The sequence below is a fragment of the Candidatus Saccharibacteria bacterium oral taxon 488 genome, assembly GCA_013100805.1.
Classification (GTDB): Bacteria; Patescibacteriota; Saccharimonadia; order Saccharimonadales; family Saccharimonadaceae; genus Nanosynbacter.
Genome location: CP040000.1, coordinates 704,791 through 719,813, shown reverse-complemented (window position 1 = coordinate 719,813; position 15,023 = coordinate 704,791). Strand labels below are relative to the sequence as shown.

Genomic DNA, 15,023 nt, shown 5'->3' with positions numbered 1-15,023 from the left:
GGAGTAGTTTGATGATATGAGTAAACGAGGCCTATTCTCGTAATACGTACTTGCTTTTTTACATAAATATGCTATCATAAAAAAATGAGTATAGCGCTCGAAACAGCACCGCGCCGACCGCGAACGATTGAAAAGATTATTAATCCTAAAAATCTTCCTGAAGCCGGGTTTCAGTCGTATACAGAACTTGTTAATAATGCGCTTGACCAGCGAGAGGACTTTATCGCTGGCGAGTTTCGTAACCCCCGACTTGAACATTCGCGCTTTCGCGATATGTCGGCACTAGATCGGGGTATTATAGCGCTTGGCCAAGCTCGTGAAGAGGCGGCTAATCGTGAACCTGACCCGGTATTTCGTGGGGCGATTGATTCGTCTCTTGGGTTTCGTATGGCAGAGATGGAGTATGTGAAATTGCTTGGTCGGCTAGAGTTTCTGCACGATGAAGGGGCTAGTCTGGAAGAGCTGGATGAAGTGCAGGAGCAGGTTCGGCAACTCGGTCATGAACTGTATGGCCAGCCGCAGCCAGAGATTCGCGATGCGGTGCTTAATGAGTTGTGGAATATAATGGACAGCAAAACCTATCATCCGACAGCCCAGGCGTTGTATGATGACTTAGCGCATGGCTTTAACTGGCAGAGTCAAGAGATGCCGGCAGTGCTCCGTGCTGAGGATGGCGAAGCACGACTCCCTCGTTTTGAGAAAAATGAGGCACTAGAATGGGCGGGTGAGCAGATTATTGAGCACAATGCTGATATTCAGGCGCTGGTGCAGGAGTTCTGGGACCAGAAAGTTAAAGAATGTGGTGAAGAATATGTATGCGGTCCAGCTGATATCGTCGAAGTGTTTCAAGCGGTGATAAATCTGCGCGACCCTGATCATACGAGCGGCGTAACAGTGAAGCTAGTAGAAGGCAAGACCGCACTATCTTGGGAATCTCCAGAGATGGCAGTGGTGGTTGGCGGTAGGCGAGCGCCGATTACAACAAGTGACGAGCTATTTCGTAAGGTACTGCACGAATTTGGAGTGCATGGGCAGCGTTCAATCAATGGACTGAAGACAAAGCTACCAGTCCTCGGGATGGGTTTGTTCACTGATACTCCACGACCAGATTACCTGACCTTTGAAGAGGGGCTGGCGACGACGGTTGAGGAAATGATTGGTGATACTGTACCAAAATGGACAGCTGCAAAGCTCGGCCACTACATTAATATCTTGCTGGCGGAGCAGGGTGCAGATTTTCGCACGGTGTTCGAGACAGCGTGGCGATATCGTTTGCTCGGGAAGCTAAAGAATGATCAGGAAGTGACGGGCGATATGATAGACAAGGAGAAGAGGTTGGCATACGGATCCTGTGTAAGGATCTTCCGCGGCACGCAGCCTGATATTGCGGACCGCCAGCCCGGGGTAGCACCGCTAACCTTTAATAAAGACCTTGCTTATCTTGAGGGCCGTGTTCTGGCGATGCGACATTTGGAGAGTTTATACGCTAATCAGGACGTTGATGGGGTTACTCGTCTCTTTGCTGGTAAGTATGATCCAACCAATCCCAAGCAGCAAGAGTTGATGATGGGGGCGCTTGCGGCGTAGGTACAAGAAGGGTGTTCTTATACAAGATAATAGAGGTACTATCACTGTATGACAAATCAACTACAAGGGACATCGCTTGCAATCTATAATGAGCTAAAGAAGCGCAGTATCCCGGTAGTTGGATATAAGTCCGGGGGAGTGTCGTGTATTGCGTTTCGTTACGCAGGTCGCATGCGATTTATAATGGGCAGCTCACCAGATGTGTCTAATGGTACTGGCCGATTAATTTCTGATAACAAAGAGCTGACCGATAAGCTTTTAGTGCAGTCGGGTGAATTTGATCGGTGGTTAGCGCCTTCGGTGGTAGTGGGCGACGCGGCTACTGCTGAGCAGTTTTTAAAGGAGCAGGGTGTGGCAGTGGTGAAGCCTATTGATGCCGCACATGGTGATGGGGTAACGACAAAATCCGCCATATAGATGAATTGCGACAGGCGGTTAAGCGAGCGCAACAATACGCAAGGAAAGAGGGTGTACTGCTGCAGCGTCACATTGAGGGAAATGATTATCGGCTTATTGTGATAGACGGTGAGGTGGTTACAGCAATTCAGCGCTGTTCCGCAGAAGTCTGAGGCGATGGGGTGCAGACAACTCGTGATCTGATTGACCTAGATAATATGACAAATCCTCGCCGTGGTCAGCTACCTCATGAAAAATCCATGAATCTAATCGACTTGGAGGCTGTGCGGGCTTTTTTGAGTGATGCTGAGTTGCGATATATTCCACCCGATGGGGCACGAGTGCAAGTAACTGGTGTAGCGAACATTTCTGGTGGTGGCTACGCGATAGAGTGCCTCAATGAGATACCGGATGAAGTGAAGTGGATGGCTGTACAAGTTATTGAATACTTCGGTCTGTTTATCTGCGGCGTTGATATTATGGCTCCCGATAATTTTCGAGGGGCGAAGTTAATTGAAATAAATGCGTCCCCGGGCCTTATGCCGTACTATGATCCGCCTGTCGGCATGCCCGCTAATGTTCCGGCTGTTTATGTCGACAAGCTTCTGGCTGCCTACAAACGAACTGCTTCGTAGCTTGACTGATGTGGGTTTTTAGATTATAGTATATGGTGCATGACAGCACAAAAAACCATCATTGGTCGAAATGTGAAGGTGGACTTTGGTCGGCGAGCGGTTAATGTGCCAGCTAAAGTTGACACAGGTGCAGACAGCTCATCAGTGTGGGCAAGTAATGTTCGCGTTGATAAAGATGGCGTGTTAAAGTTTTCGCTATTCGGCAAGGGGTCGCCCCACTATAACGGCAAGGTGTTTCGGCGTACCGATTATTCGGTAGCGATGGTTAAGAGCGCCTCTGGCCATGAAATTATAAAATATCGGACACATTTTACCATTATATTGGCCGGCAAGAAGATTAAAGCGTTATTTAGCCTGTCTGATAGGGCTGTGCATAATTTTCCAGTGCTAATTGGACGACGGACATTAAGCGGTAAGTTTTTGGTTGACGTAAGTATGAATGAAGTAAAGAACCCGAAGAAATCACAGACTATAAGGCTAAATAAAGAACTAGCTGAAAATCCTCACAAATTTTATAAAAAATACCATAAACCAAAGGATAAGTAGTTATGAATATTGCAATCCTATCTAACGGTAATATCAACTACTCTACGCTTCGCCTTAAAGAAGAAGCTGAAAGGCATGGTCATCGGGTTAAAGTTATCAAGTATAAAAATTGCTATGTGTCAATCGATGAGCAGCATCCGAAAGTCATTTATCGCGGCAGGGAAATCGGCAATTTTGATGTGTTTATTCCGCGGATTGCTAGCTATATGACGCGTTACGGGACAGCAGTGGTGCGGCAGCTAGAGATGGCGAATCCGCAGGCGTTTTTTATGAATCGGTCAATCGCTATTACGCGGGCGCGGGATAAACTGCGCTCGACGCAGTTACTGGCCCGGGCTGGGGTGGCGATCCCAAAGACAGTGTTCTCGCGCAACGAAACGGATATCGATGTGCTCTTGGATGAGATTGGCGGTACGCCGGCGATCATCAAGTTGGCGCGCGGCACGCATGGCAATGGCGTGGTGCTAGCGGAGACAATTAAAGCTGCTAAGTCGGTTATGCAAGCGTTTTACCTCAGTGATTCTGACGGCACGAACGTGCTATTGCAGGAATTTATCAAAGAGTCGGCTGGCACGGATATTCGAGCATTTGTGGTTGGCAGCCAGGTGGTGGCCAGTATGAAGCGGCAGAGTTTGGATGATGATTTTCGCAGTAATCTGCATAAGGGCGGATTGGGAGAAATTGTGAAACTGACTCCTGACGAGCGAAAAACGTGCATCAAAGCCGCCAAAGCGATGGGCTTGACGGTGGCTGGTGTCGATTTTATGCGCTCGAACCGCGGCGCGCTGGTGTTGGAAGTGAACGCCAGTCCAGGATTTGGCATCGAAAAGGTGACGGGCCGTAATGTGGCTGGTCGGATTATTGATTATATTAATCGCAATGCCAAGCGCGGTAACAAAAAAGATAAAGTCGGCGCCTGAAGCTAAACTTGCTATAATGGGAGTATGAATGCGGAGTCGGCGTCGATAGTGCAGCGGATCATCATTTGGGTGATCGTGCTCGGCGTGTTGGCCGGGATCGGCTACGGCGTATGGGCGGTGTCGCGCCAGATGAATAAAACGTACACGACTGTTGATATTGGTAAGGGTACATTTCGAGTAGAGGTCGCTGATACGGACGAGACGCGGGCGCGAGGCTTGGGCGGTCGACAGGAGCTGGGTAAGGGCGAGGGGATGTTGTTCGTGGCCGAGAAAGACGGCGACATACCAATTTGGATGAAGGATATGCGCGTCCCGATTGATATTATCTGGCTAGATGCCAAGAAAAAGGTCGTGCACGTCAAGCGTGATGTCTGGCCTGACAATGAGCCGCATGAGGTATATCACACGCCAGTTCCGGCGCGGTATGTGTTAGAGCTGCCGGCGGGTAGTGCCAAGGAGCATGGCATCAAGCCGGGCGTCACTGCGCGGTTTAGTACGGGGGCGCAGCGATGAGCATGGTGTTGTTGTTTGGCGGCGTGGCCGTGGCGGTAACGGCACTAGCGTTCGTGTTGAACCGGCGATTTGGCGTGTTGGCACTGGCACTGGCAGCTGGCGCATTGCTGGCGGAGTTGTGGGCCGAGTGGTTGGCCGGGGTGATCGGCGGGCTGGGCGTCAGTAACGTAGCGGGGCTACCGAATGGTGTCGTGGTAACGATTATCCTGACGGTGGGGCCGCTGGTGCTATTATTAATCACTGGGCCAAAGGGGCATGGCAAGTTGCTACGGCTGATCTCGGCGGTGCTGGTCGGCGTGCTCGCGGCGGCGGTGCTAGTGCGGCCGCTGGGCAAGTTTATGAGCTTGGATGCGGAGGCGATGAAGACGTACAAATTGCTGAGCGACTGGTGGCGCTATGCGGCGACCGTCGGACTGGTGGCGGGGCTGCTTGACATGAGCTTGCCGCTTCGGGCCAAGGCGCCCGCTGCCAAGAAAACAAAGCGTTGAAAATGCCGCTCCTCTGTGATAAAATGTGAAAAGTCGCGTTCTCGCTTCGTTGCGCTGCGCGTCATGTGCGGGCCCATAGCTCAGTTGGTTAGAGCACCTGCCTTTTAAGCAGGGTGTCCCGGGTTCAAGCCCCGGTGGGCCCTCCAAGTGGAGTACAATCCTAGTTCATGAACTAGGATTTTTATTGTATCCATTTCAGGTGATTTGATGTAAGTCTGGCCGCACTTCGCGTATACTAACTATATGAAGTCTCTCGGCCTCACTCAGCGTTTGCATGTGTCGTGGCTGTTGGCGACGGCTGGTGTCGGCATCGTCATCGGTGTTATCGGCGTGATGCGAGCGCCGTACGGGTTGTTTGCTGGCTGGATGTGGTTGGGGGCGGGAGTGATATTGGCCCTAGCGTCGCTCGTCGGGGCGCGGCGCTGGCTGATCATGGTAGCCTTGGTTGGCGGAGCGCTCATTGGGCTGTGGCGAGGCAGTGTGGGGCAGATTGGTCTAGAGCACTATCAAGCGCTGATCGGCCAAACGGTGCGGCTGAGTGGACGGGTGCTGGAAGATCCTGATGTTGATAAAAAGGGGCGGACAGTGCTGCGGCTGGGCGATATCGTGAGTAATGATCGGCGACTGCCTGGCAGTGTTTGGGTGGTGACGGCGCATAACCAGGCGATTAAACGCAGTGATGTGGTCACGGTTCGGGGCGCGCTAACTGATGGGTTCGGGGCGTTTGCGGCGCGGATGTCGCGGGCAGCGGTTGAACGAGTGACGCGCGAACAGCCGGGCGACGTGGCGGTGGGCGTGCGTGATTGGTTTGCGGAGCGGGTGCGACGGTACGTGCCGGAGTCGGAGGCGGCGCTGGGCCTCGGGTTCTTGATGGGCTTACGGCGGGCATTGCCGCTGGAATTGATGACGGCGCTGCAGGTTGCGGGTTTGACGCACGTCATCGTAGCCAGTGGCTATAACTTAACAATTTTAGTGCGGCTGGCGCGGCGACTGTTCGTTCGGGTGTCGAAATATCTGGCGGCGCTGAGCGCTGGTGTGATGATCATTGGCTTTATGGCGATGACTGGTCTCAGTCCGAGCATGTCGCGGGCCGGGCTGGTGGCGGGCCTCAGCCTAGCCGCGTGGTATTATGGCCGGACGATTCATCCGCTGGTGCTGCTACCGGTCGCTGCGGCGATGACGTTACTCATCAATCCGCAGTTTGGCTGGAATGACCTCGGCTGGCAATTGAGCTTTGCGGCGTTTAGTGGGGTAATTATCCTGGCGCCGCTGCTGCAGCGATACTTTTTTGGTGCGAAGCCGCCTGGGGTGATCCGGCAGATTATCGGCGAGACGGTGTCGGCCCAGATCATGACGTTACCGCTGCTGGTGGCGTCATTTGGCGTGATCAGTAATGTGGCGCTGATCGCGAATGTGCTAATCTTGCCATTGGTGCCGCTGGCGATGCTACTGACCTTTGTGGTTGGCGTGTGCGCGGATGTGCCGGTGGTGGCTGGACTCGTCGCCGCACCGACGACGTGGCTGCTCCAGTATATGGTCGGCGTCGCCCAGTGGCTGGCGGGGCTGGACTGGGCGCAGCTGGAGGTGAATCTGAGCTTGCTGTGGGTGGTCGCGATCTACCTCGTCATTATCGGGGCAATGTGGTGGATGCGGCGACAGACCGGCCTGCGGCTGCGCGAGAGTAATGTGGTTGAGTAGCTGTGGGCAATTGTGGCGAGCTACTGATCCCGCTCATGCTTGAGGAAACCTGATGCATGTACTACTATGGGTTTATTCAGCTAATCCCTCGGGGTGAGTGAGCACGGGTTCGGGTTCGGCCCTCGGGCGGTGGCTGGTGAGGCAACTATACATTACTTAGTTCGGAGGAGTGAAATGGGCGAAAAGGGCGAAAAGAACATAGGAGGTATTCTGAGTAAAACACAGGCTGACGTTTTACGTATTGAAGAGGAGACCAAGAAGCAGGTTGGGGCTCTTATGGAACAATATGAAAAGAATAAAAAGCGTCGTATGGCGATGGGAAATGAAGCGCTGCGAAGTGAGGTGACAAATGACCTGATTCCTAGGCATAAGCATTTTGAATCTGCTGTAAAAGAGATGGGTACAGACATTGGTAAATTGCTCGGTCAGCTAGTAGCGCTAGGGTATGACGAAATCAAGACCCCTGAGGAGATCGAAAAAAAGAGAGATCGCCTATGTGCTGATTTGTCATTTTTGAGGTTTGTGCGAGGTGTCGCCCGATTCGCAAATGATAAACGGAGTAAGCTAATGAAAAAGCTAATACAGGGCGTAGGAGAAGACGATTTGGCTTGGTATATTAATCCTAAGAATAGTCGTTCAACATATTGTTCAGTGCTAACAATTGATGAGAGTCTGCGTGAGAAAGAGAAGGCGAGTTTTCGGAGCTGGTATGGCGATGGGCCGGTAGTTCCAATGCTCTATCTTGGCAAAAAATTTGCAGAGTATGATGAAAAAGAACGCTATGCCAAAGCTGAAGAAATAATTGTTCATAAGTTAGCAGAATTCACCAAGCAAGGATTGATACCACCAGTTTCTATTGAGCTATACATTGGAGATAGAGCGTGTTATAACGATCTTAAGGGGCCTTGGGGTCGCTGGTTGTCGGATCCAAATGTCCCTTTCGTAGCTGTAGAGGCGGAATGCTTCTGACGCCATACGGTTCAATAATTTTGGGAGGAGAGCAGTGAGTATAGATAGAATAGATGGAAATAGCGGCGATCAAGGCCCGATGAGTCCATGGGGGTTGGCGGCCGCATCGACTAATGATGGTGAGCAACAGCCTAGTGGGGTCGAGGGCTATAGTGATGTGCAAGACGATGAGACGCAGGAACTGGGCAGGCCAATGACACCTCGGCGGCTAAACGCGATATGTGATGAAATTACCAAGGTACGTAATGAATACCTGGAAGAGGTTGCTAGGCAGCGCACTGAGAATAAGGCCCCGACGGATGGAGAGGGTCTGCATACTAAGGAAGTATTACAGACTGCTCAAGCCGTAATTAAAGAAAAGTACTTAGAGAGGATGCAAGAGGTAGTAGCGCCTCTTGTTGAGTCCGATAAGCGCAGCGATGCAATTATGTATCAGTTTATCGGCGACTTGAATATGCGGCGAGGACAAGGTAGGTTGAGCTCCTATGAGATAAGCGTATCGGATCTTGTGGTGGGGATTGCTGAGGATAATTCTCGGCGTCGAAAAGAGGTTTTACAGAACGTTATGGATCTCGAGCACGATGATTCCGATATCTGGGGGTCGAATTTAGATGAATCACTTCCCAAGGCATATTTAGTAGGTTCTGATGTGACTTTGCCAGAGGACGCCCACTGTCCTGCCATACAAGTCCCATGTGGGATTTTGCAGCAGAATAACGACAACGCAGCCAGGGGATATGTTGCAGGGATGCTGGGTTTGTATGTCCACGAGGGAATCATCTCCTCTCAATACGGGTTGCGCATTAAGGACAAGAAAGGCTTCAATAGCGTCCCCGTTAAAGAGATATATATAGAATCAGATTGCGGTGGCTTTACCTTTCCGGAACACATTGACGACCGGATCAATAGTTAACCCTTCTCCCGTTTTCTGCTATACTAAAAGAAACGAATTTTCTGGAGGCATAGACACATGGCAGGACACAGTAAATGGGCGACGACGCACCGGCAGAAGGCGATTGTTGATGCGAAGCGTGGCGCGATTTTCACGAAATTGGGTAATCAAATTGCAATCGCGGCTCGCGGTGGCACTGACCCAGCGTTGAATGCAAGTTTGGCAATGGCGATTGAAAAAGCCAAGGCAGCCAACATGCCGAGTGCTAACATTCAGCGGGCGATTGACCGCGTGGCGGATAAGAGCGCAGCGGCACTGGAAGAAATTACCTATGAAGGTTATGGTCCTGGTGGTGTTGGTATCATCATCGAGACGGCGACCGATAATCGCAACCGCACTTTGCCAGAAGTGAAAACTGCACTGGTCAAAAATGGCGGGCGGATCGCTGACGCTGGTAGTGTGGCGTTTCAGTTTACCCGCAAGGGTGTGATCACCGTGGAGGGTACGGGTGAGGAATTACTCCTCCAGATTTTAGATGCTGGCGCTGAGGACGCGGTCGAGGAAGACGGCGAGATCATTGTCTATACCGAGTTGAAAGATTTGGCGAGCGTCAGAAATGCATTGGCTGATCAGGGCTTGAAAGTGAAAGATGCCGAACTGCGCTACATCGCTAATACGCCGGTCGAGATTGCCGATTCGGAAACCGCACAGAAATTGATGAAGGTGGTTGATGCGCTGGATGACCTAGACGACGTTGTGAATGTGCATACCAATGCCGATATCACTGCGGAGTAATCTTCGCTCAGGCTATACATCGACTATGTATTGAGCGCCCCCGACGGCGCTCTTTTGCGTTTCGGAGGAATTTCTTTTACAATATAATCAGTCAACATAAGCCAAGCAGGGAGTTCACAATGAAGGTTTTGACCCGCCTACTACTTATGTCAACGATAATTGCGCTGGTGTTCCAGCCGGTGGTGGCGTTTGCGAGCGACTCCCCACCAGAGGCCGCACCTCCTGCTAGCGGCTCGACACCGGTTGCGCCAACCCACACGCCTGCGCCCCGGCCAGCCAATCCAGCGCCCAGCCCGGCAGCTCCGACTGGGCCATCAGCTCCAACAGCAGCTACACCGGACACGACTTCTGGCGGCACGTCTGCATCTACGTCTACGCCCGCTCCGTCAACGCCGACCACGACTCCGTCGACACCCGCACCGGCCAAGCCAACGCCTTCCGAACCTCCTGCACCGTCAGCCGCGGCTCGCACATCAGCCAAACTCTTGATCACCAAAGTTGGTCTCGATACGGCGCACGGCACGTACGTTGAACTCTACAATCCGTCGTCAGGGCCAGTCAATATCGCTGGTTGGACGCTGCAGTATATTAGCCAGAAGGGGCAGGTGACGACGCTTAAAATAATCTCGACTGAGCTAGTAGTGCCGGCGGGCGGGGTGTTGGTGGTCGGTGATAGCCGGCTAACCGATGAGCAGGCTGATCTGCGGTTTGATAGCAAGAAAGTGCTGGCAAAAACCGGCGGCTCTGTCAAATTGGTGATGAGTGATGGGCGGGTGTCGGATCTGGTTGGCTGGGGTGCGGCGTCAGAGCGTGAGGGTAGTCCAATTACGCTAGGCGGCAAGCTACACGCCTGGCGCTGCCAAACAAATGGCGTGGTGACTGATACGGATAATAACGCCAGCGATTTTTCGGTCGGCGAGGCGCCGCGTTTGCGTGAACTGCCAGCGTGCAGCGAGCCTGACGAGCCGCGTCCGCCAGTTGATCCGGCACCACCGAGCAATCGCTGCAGCGGCTTGAAATTACATGAGATCGCGACCAATGTTGACGCGCCGTTTATCGAGATTATTAACGCCGGGACCAGCGACCTCGACCTCACTGGCTGCACCATTCTCGTGAAGGGTCGAGGTAAGAATAAGGACACGACGCACACATTCAGGAATATCGAGCTGGCGGCCGGGGCGCTGCATGTCGTTCGCCTGGCAGAGACAAACCTCAAATTAACAAAAACCGGCAGTGGCGAGGTGTACGCGTTGGATGCTGGCGGCAATGAAATTGACCAGACATCGTTTGCTGGCCTGGCCAAGGACTCGTCGTGGAGCCTACTTGACGGGGAATGGAAGGTAACATTTTCACCGACACCGGCTCAGCCCAACGAATTCAAGCAGTGGCCAGATTGCAAGGCGGGCTATGTGCGTCACGAGCTCACGGGCCGTTGTGTCAAGGAGCCAGTGGAGCCAGTGCCGACGCCGTGCCGTCCGGGGCAGTACCGTTCACCGGAGACGGGCCGCTGTCGTAATATCGTGAACGAGCCAGAACTTGCGCCGTGTAAGCCCGGCCAATATCGTTCACCAGAAACCGGTCGGTGCCGCAATATCAGCAAGCTCAAAACCCAAACGCCGTGTCGTGAAGGGTATTATCGGAGCGAGATAACCGGTCGGTGCCGGTCAATTGCAGCCGCGGCCGCCAAAACCCTAAAGCCATGTCCCGATGGTAAGTTTCGTAATCCCGCCACCGGGCGCTGTAAGAAAATTGCCGCTGATAGTGACGTGTTGAAGGAGTGTCCCGAAGGCTTTGAACGCAATCCAAAGACTCGCCGTTGCCGCAAGGTCGCGCTGGCTACTGCACCGAAAACTGGCTTTGCGCCGGAGCAGGTCAAGCAGGTGACGGGCGCGATGTGGGGCTGGTGGGTGCTCGGCGGCGTCAGTCTGCTGGCGGTTGGTTATGCTGGCTGGCAGTGGCGCTGGGAAATCGGCCGGGCTGCTACGCGGCTGAAACACACCATCACGCGCGGCAAGCGATAACTTGGCGAGTAGCTCGTCGAGGTGGCTGCTTGCATTAATTATTGTCACCGGCTGGGTGCTATAATAAACCACATGAGAATTATCGGCATTGATCCAGGAACTGGTATTTTGGGCTTTGGTGTTATTGACGCGAAGCAGGGCGGCTACCGGCTGGTGACGGCCGGTGTGATCAGGACGCCCGCCCACACGCCGCTAGACGAGCGGCTGGCGGAGATTTTTGATGGCCTGACGGAGATCATCGCTGAGACCAAACCTGAGGTGATGTCGATTGAAAAGTTGTTTTTTGCCCGCAATGTCACTACTGCTATCTCTGTGGCTCATGCTCGCGGCGTGGCGATGCTGACTGGGCACAAGGCGGGTCTCGCGATCAGTGAATACACGCCGCTTCAGATCAAACAGACACTGACTGGCTATGGCAAGGCTGACAAAAAACAAATCCAAGAAATGGTGCGCCTCAACCTAGGCCTCAGCCAAGCGCCCAAGCCAGATGACTGTGCTGATGCGCTCGCGGCGGCTATCACCCATGCAGCGATGTCACGCCTCAGCGTGGTATAATTGATATATGGTGCAATTAGGCAAGGGAAAACGAGCTCCGATAAAGAAGCAGCCGCCGCACATGGGTCGGTACGCCAATCTCGGTCAGGTCAAGGCAAAACCTGGTAAATTACCGCGTCAACACAAACACTTTTTGTGGTTTTGGCGGCTGAGCCGGCCGAAAAAAATTATGGTGTGTCTGCTGCCAATGCTGCTGTTTTTGATCATCGTGCCGATTGCTAGCTATCTTTACTATGCACGCGACATCGCTGATCAGGAACGGCTGATGAACCGCAATAATACCGGTATCGTACTGACTGACGCCAAGGATAAGGTGATTTATAGCGTTGGCAATGCCGAGCGACGGAACTTGGTGCAGCTCAAAGATATCTCTGATAATATGAAAAAGGCGCTGATCGCCAGCGAGGATAAGGATTTTTATAAGCACAGCGGCTTTAATATTTTCAGTATTTTCCGGGCGGCGATTACGCGGCACGGCGGCGGCTCGACCTTGACACAGCAGTTGGTCAAGAACAATTTACTCAGCAATGAACATAGCTTTATGCGTAAATACCAAGAGCTATTTATGGCCATCGCCATTGAACAAAATTACAGCAAAGAGCAGATCTTGATGATGTATCTCAACTCGGTGTACTTTGGTGAAAACGCCTTTGGCATCGAGGAGGCGGCCAAGGTTTATTTCAACAAATCGCCGAAGGATTTGACACTGGCTGAGAGTAGTATGCTAGTTGGCGTGCTGCCGGCGCCAAGCCGCTATTCGCCGATCAGCGGTAATGCCGAATATGCCAAGCAGCGCCAAAAAACGGTGCTCGGTCGGATGCAGACCGAAGGCTTTATCACCGAGGAGCAGAAGCAGCAGGCAGAAGCCACACAGCTAGCATATGCCGGTGGCGGGGCGGCTCACACGAATTCCGCAGCGCCGCATTTTGCCGAGATGGTCATCAAACAGCTCAGCGACAAATATGGCTACGAAAAAGTCATGCGCTCGGGCTACCGCGTCAAGACCTCGCTGAATCTCGACACGCAGCATCTCCTCCAAGAAAATATTGCCAAACAAATGAAGCAGATCAATCGCCTCGGTGGCACCAACGCCAGCGGTATCGTCATTGATCCAAAAACTGGTGAGGTACGGGCACTAGTCGGCAGCGCTGACTATAATAATGCCGAATGGGGCAAGGTCAATATGGTGACCACGCCGCGCCAGCCTGGCTCGAGCTTCAAGCCGCTGTATTACGCGCAAGCGATGGCTGATGGCGCCATCACGCCGGCGACAGTTTTTGATGATAAATTAACTAACTTCAATGGTTATGTGCCCTACAACGCTACCCGCCGCTGGAACGGCAAGGTGACGACGCGCAAGTCGCTCAGCTGGTCACTGAACATCCCGAGCGTTCTGATCATGCAAAAGTATGGAATTAATCGTTCCATCCAAGCCGCCAAGAAACTCGGCATCAGCACGCTCGATGAAAATAAAAATTACGGATTGTCACTGGCGCTTGGCTCGGCCGAGGTTCGCCTGAGCGAGATGACCAACGCCTACGCGGCCTTTGCCAATGGCGGTACGCAGTACGAATCGCTCAATCTCATCACTGAAGTCAGGGACAAATTCAACAAAAACGCTTCGTGGAAAACAGCCAATACGCGCCAAGCGATCAGCCAGGGTGGCGCCTATCTCATCTCTAGCATCCTGTCGGACAACGCTGCGCGAGCGGGAATGTTTGGTAGTAGCCTCACAGTGGGTGGTAAAACAGTCGCGGTCAAGACGGGCACCACCAATGATAACCGCGATGCCTGGACGATTGGCTATACGCCGCAATATGCTGTCGGCGTGTGGGTCGGCAATAACAACAACAAGGTCATGAACAGCGGCGGTTCGGATGTGGCAGCGCCAATTTGGCGGGCGACAATAACCAAGCTGCTGGCGGGCACGAAAACTGGCTTTGACGTGCCAAACGGCGTTGTCCAGCGAAGTGTTTGTAGTAGTAATGGTGGCCTCGCTGATGACTCCAGCCCTGGTGCTTACAAAGAATATTTCCTCTCGAACGCCCTCCCGACCGAGAAATGTGATCAGACCAAGCCAAAGATCGAGGTGTGTAACCTCGCGACCAAGCAAATGGAGTCAATTTTTGAAGATCAATTTGACGCCGCTAAATATTCCAAGAACGCTGCTGATTGTCGGCAAACGTCCACCACTAAGCAGATCACTGTCTGTGACCTAGCAACCAAGCGGCTCATCACCATCAGCGAAGACAAATTTGATGCGACGAAACATTCGCGAAAGACTGCGTCGTGTGGCAGTACTGACGATGACGACCAAAATCCAGGCGGCGGCAATGGCAGCGGCAGCGGCGGCGGTTCGGGTGGTGGCAGCGGCGGCACCTCGCCCGGCCCGACCAATCCTCCGGGCGGCGGAGACAGACGACCGTGATCGCCCATCTCGCTGGTACGATCGCTGAAAAGTTTGGCGCGGGCAGCATCGTGATTGACGTTCACGGCGTCGGCTATGAAGTGAGCGTGTCGGCTGGTGATTTCGAGGCGGTGGCGCTCAGCCAAGACGTTAAGTTTTACACCTATCATCATGTGCGTGAGCAGGCGGAAGAACTGTTTGGCTTCTCGAGCCTGGCGGCGAAGAAGCTGTTTGAAATGCTGATCACTGTTCAGGGCGTCGGCCCGAAGGCAGCGTTAGCAATTCTCAGCCTGGGCGATTCAGAGCACGTCCGTAACGCTATTGCTAACGCCGATAGCGCCTTCGTGCAAAAAGCTGCTGGTGTCGGCAAAAAAACTGCTGAGCGCGTGGTGGTTGATTTGAGCGATAAAGTTGGCCTACCGACGCAGTACGGCCGAGCGGCCGCGCCAGTCCAGACTGAATTGAATACTTCCGACGAAGCGTTAGAGGCGCTGATGGCGCTGGGCTACACCTTGGCTGACGCCACCAGGGCGCTAGAGAACGTTGATATTAATCTACCAACAGCACAGCGAGTGACTGAGGCGCTGAAGAAATGATCTTA

At 53.0% G+C, this 15,023-nt stretch carries 17 protein-coding genes and 1 tRNA gene; 17 read left to right on the top strand and 1 reads right to left on the bottom strand.

Going from position 1 to position 15,023, the window contains the following annotated elements; genetic code table 11:
- Positions 1-84: 84 nt before the first annotated feature.
- The 13 genes from FBF27_03835 (at position 85) to FBF27_03775 (ending at position 9,439) form a co-directional block, all read left to right on the top strand.
- Positions 85-1,587, top strand: a complete 1,503-nt coding sequence (locus tag FBF27_03835; protein ID QJU09517.1) for a DUF1704 domain-containing protein — start codon at positions 85-87, stop codon at positions 1,585-1,587.
- 171 nt (positions 1,588-1,758) lie between these two features.
- A complete protein-coding gene (locus tag FBF27_03830; protein QJU09516.1) occupies positions 1,759-2,004 on the top strand; it encodes a hypothetical protein in 246 nt (81 codons plus the stop codon).
- Positions 1,992-2,156 carry a hypothetical protein gene (locus tag FBF27_03825; GenBank protein QJU09662.1) on the top strand — a complete coding sequence of 55 codons (165 nt, stop codon included), beginning with the start codon at positions 1,992-1,994 and terminating at the stop codon, positions 2,154-2,156. Before FBF27_03830 ends, FBF27_03825 begins: the two co-directional genes overlap by 13 nt.
- A gap of 9 nt (positions 2,157-2,165) precedes the next feature.
- On the top strand, positions 2,166-2,618 hold the full coding sequence (locus tag FBF27_03820; GenBank protein QJU09515.1) for a hypothetical protein: 453 nt from the start codon (positions 2,166-2,168) through the stop codon (positions 2,616-2,618).
- A gap of 39 nt (positions 2,619-2,657) precedes the next feature.
- Complete coding sequence (locus FBF27_03815) at positions 2,658-3,164, top strand: hypothetical protein (GenBank protein ID QJU09514.1); 507 nt, start codon at positions 2,658-2,660, stop codon at positions 3,162-3,164.
- A gap of 2 nt (positions 3,165-3,166) precedes the next feature.
- On the top strand, positions 3,167-4,084 hold the full coding sequence (locus FBF27_03810; GenBank protein ID QJU09513.1) for a RimK family alpha-L-glutamate ligase: 918 nt from the start codon (positions 3,167-3,169) through the stop codon (positions 4,082-4,084).
- A gap of 24 nt (positions 4,085-4,108) precedes the next feature.
- Positions 4,109-4,597, top strand: coding sequence for a DUF192 domain-containing protein (locus FBF27_03805; protein ID QJU09512.1), 489 nt, complete (start codon positions 4,109-4,111; stop codon positions 4,595-4,597).
- On the top strand, positions 4,594-5,085 hold the full coding sequence (locus FBF27_03800; GenBank protein ID QJU09511.1) for a hypothetical protein: 492 nt from the start codon (positions 4,594-4,596) through the stop codon (positions 5,083-5,085). Before FBF27_03805 ends, FBF27_03800 begins: the two co-directional genes overlap by 4 nt.
- 69 nt (positions 5,086-5,154) lie before the next feature.
- Positions 5,155-5,231, top strand: a tRNA-Lys gene (locus tag FBF27_03795).
- A gap of 97 nt (positions 5,232-5,328) precedes the next feature.
- Positions 5,329-6,783, top strand: coding sequence for a ComEC/Rec2 family competence protein (locus FBF27_03790; GenBank protein ID QJU09510.1), 1,455 nt, complete (start codon positions 5,329-5,331; stop codon positions 6,781-6,783).
- A gap of 174 nt (positions 6,784-6,957) precedes the next feature.
- Entirely contained in the window at positions 6,958-7,752 is a 795-nt protein-coding gene (locus FBF27_03785; protein ID QJU09509.1) for a hypothetical protein, read from the top strand.
- A gap of 34 nt (positions 7,753-7,786) precedes the next feature.
- Positions 7,787-8,665: a hypothetical protein gene (locus FBF27_03780; GenBank protein QJU09508.1), complete on the top strand. Its 879-nt coding sequence runs from the start codon at positions 7,787-7,789 to the stop codon at positions 8,663-8,665.
- A gap of 57 nt (positions 8,666-8,722) precedes the next feature.
- Positions 8,723-9,439, top strand: coding sequence for a YebC/PmpR family DNA-binding transcriptional regulator (locus tag FBF27_03775; GenBank protein QJU09507.1), 717 nt, complete (start codon positions 8,723-8,725; stop codon positions 9,437-9,439).
- Between the two features lie 91 nt (positions 9,440-9,530).
- Here the strand turns inward: FBF27_03775 and FBF27_03770 are convergent, their stop codons facing one another.
- Positions 9,531-9,932 (bottom strand): hypothetical protein, encoded by a 402-nt coding sequence (locus FBF27_03770; GenBank protein QJU09506.1) that lies wholly within the window; start codon positions 9,930-9,932, stop codon positions 9,531-9,533.
- Here FBF27_03770 and FBF27_03765 point away from each other — a divergent pair.
- The 4 genes from FBF27_03765 to ruvA all read left to right on the top strand — a co-directional run bounded on the left by FBF27_03765 (position 9,925) and on the right by ruvA (position 15,018).
- Complete coding sequence (locus FBF27_03765) at positions 9,925-11,460, top strand: hypothetical protein (protein ID QJU09505.1); 1,536 nt, start codon at positions 9,925-9,927, stop codon at positions 11,458-11,460. The genes FBF27_03770 and FBF27_03765 overlap by 8 nt on opposite strands.
- A 72-nt stretch (positions 11,461-11,532) precedes the next feature.
- On the top strand, positions 11,533-12,015 hold the full coding sequence (gene ruvC, locus FBF27_03760; GenBank protein ID QJU09504.1) for a crossover junction endodeoxyribonuclease RuvC: 483 nt from the start codon (positions 11,533-11,535) through the stop codon (positions 12,013-12,015).
- A 7-nt stretch (positions 12,016-12,022) separates the two neighbouring features.
- Positions 12,023-14,443, top strand: a complete 2,421-nt coding sequence (locus FBF27_03755; GenBank protein ID QJU09503.1) for a PBP1A family penicillin-binding protein — start codon at positions 12,023-12,025, stop codon at positions 14,441-14,443.
- Positions 14,440-15,018, top strand: coding sequence for a Holliday junction branch migration protein RuvA (gene ruvA, locus FBF27_03750; GenBank protein ID QJU09502.1), 579 nt, complete (start codon positions 14,440-14,442; stop codon positions 15,016-15,018). The genes FBF27_03755 and ruvA overlap by 4 nt, the downstream gene beginning before the upstream one ends.
- The last annotated feature ends 5 nt before the right edge of the window (positions 15,019-15,023 follow it).

Bases quoted from the DNA above. Each gene is read 5' to 3' on its own strand.
- FBF27_03785 (QJU09509.1), top strand. From the start codon at position 6,958: ATGGGCGAAAAGGGCGAAAAGAACATAGGAGGTATTCTGAGTAAAACA.
- FBF27_03755 (QJU09503.1), top strand. From the start codon at position 12,023: ATGGTGCAATTAGGCAAGGGAAAACGAGCTCCGATAAAGAAGCAGCCG.
- FBF27_03830 (QJU09516.1), top strand. From the start codon at position 1,759: ATGCGATTTATAATGGGCAGCTCACCAGATGTGTCTAATGGTACTGGC.
- FBF27_03800 (QJU09511.1), top strand. From the start codon at position 4,594: ATGAGCATGGTGTTGTTGTTTGGCGGCGTGGCCGTGGCGGTAACGGCA.
- FBF27_03815 (QJU09514.1), top strand. From the start codon at position 2,658: ATGACAGCACAAAAAACCATCATTGGTCGAAATGTGAAGGTGGACTTT.
- ruvC (QJU09504.1), top strand. From the start codon at position 11,533: ATGAGAATTATCGGCATTGATCCAGGAACTGGTATTTTGGGCTTTGGT.
- FBF27_03775 (QJU09507.1), top strand. From the start codon at position 8,723: ATGGCAGGACACAGTAAATGGGCGACGACGCACCGGCAGAAGGCGATT.
- FBF27_03805 (QJU09512.1), top strand. From the start codon at position 4,109: ATGAATGCGGAGTCGGCGTCGATAGTGCAGCGGATCATCATTTGGGTG.
- FBF27_03810 (QJU09513.1), top strand. From the start codon at position 3,167: ATGAATATTGCAATCCTATCTAACGGTAATATCAACTACTCTACGCTT.
- FBF27_03790 (QJU09510.1), top strand. From the start codon at position 5,329: ATGAAGTCTCTCGGCCTCACTCAGCGTTTGCATGTGTCGTGGCTGTTG.
- FBF27_03835 (QJU09517.1), top strand. From the start codon at position 85: ATGAGTATAGCGCTCGAAACAGCACCGCGCCGACCGCGAACGATTGAA.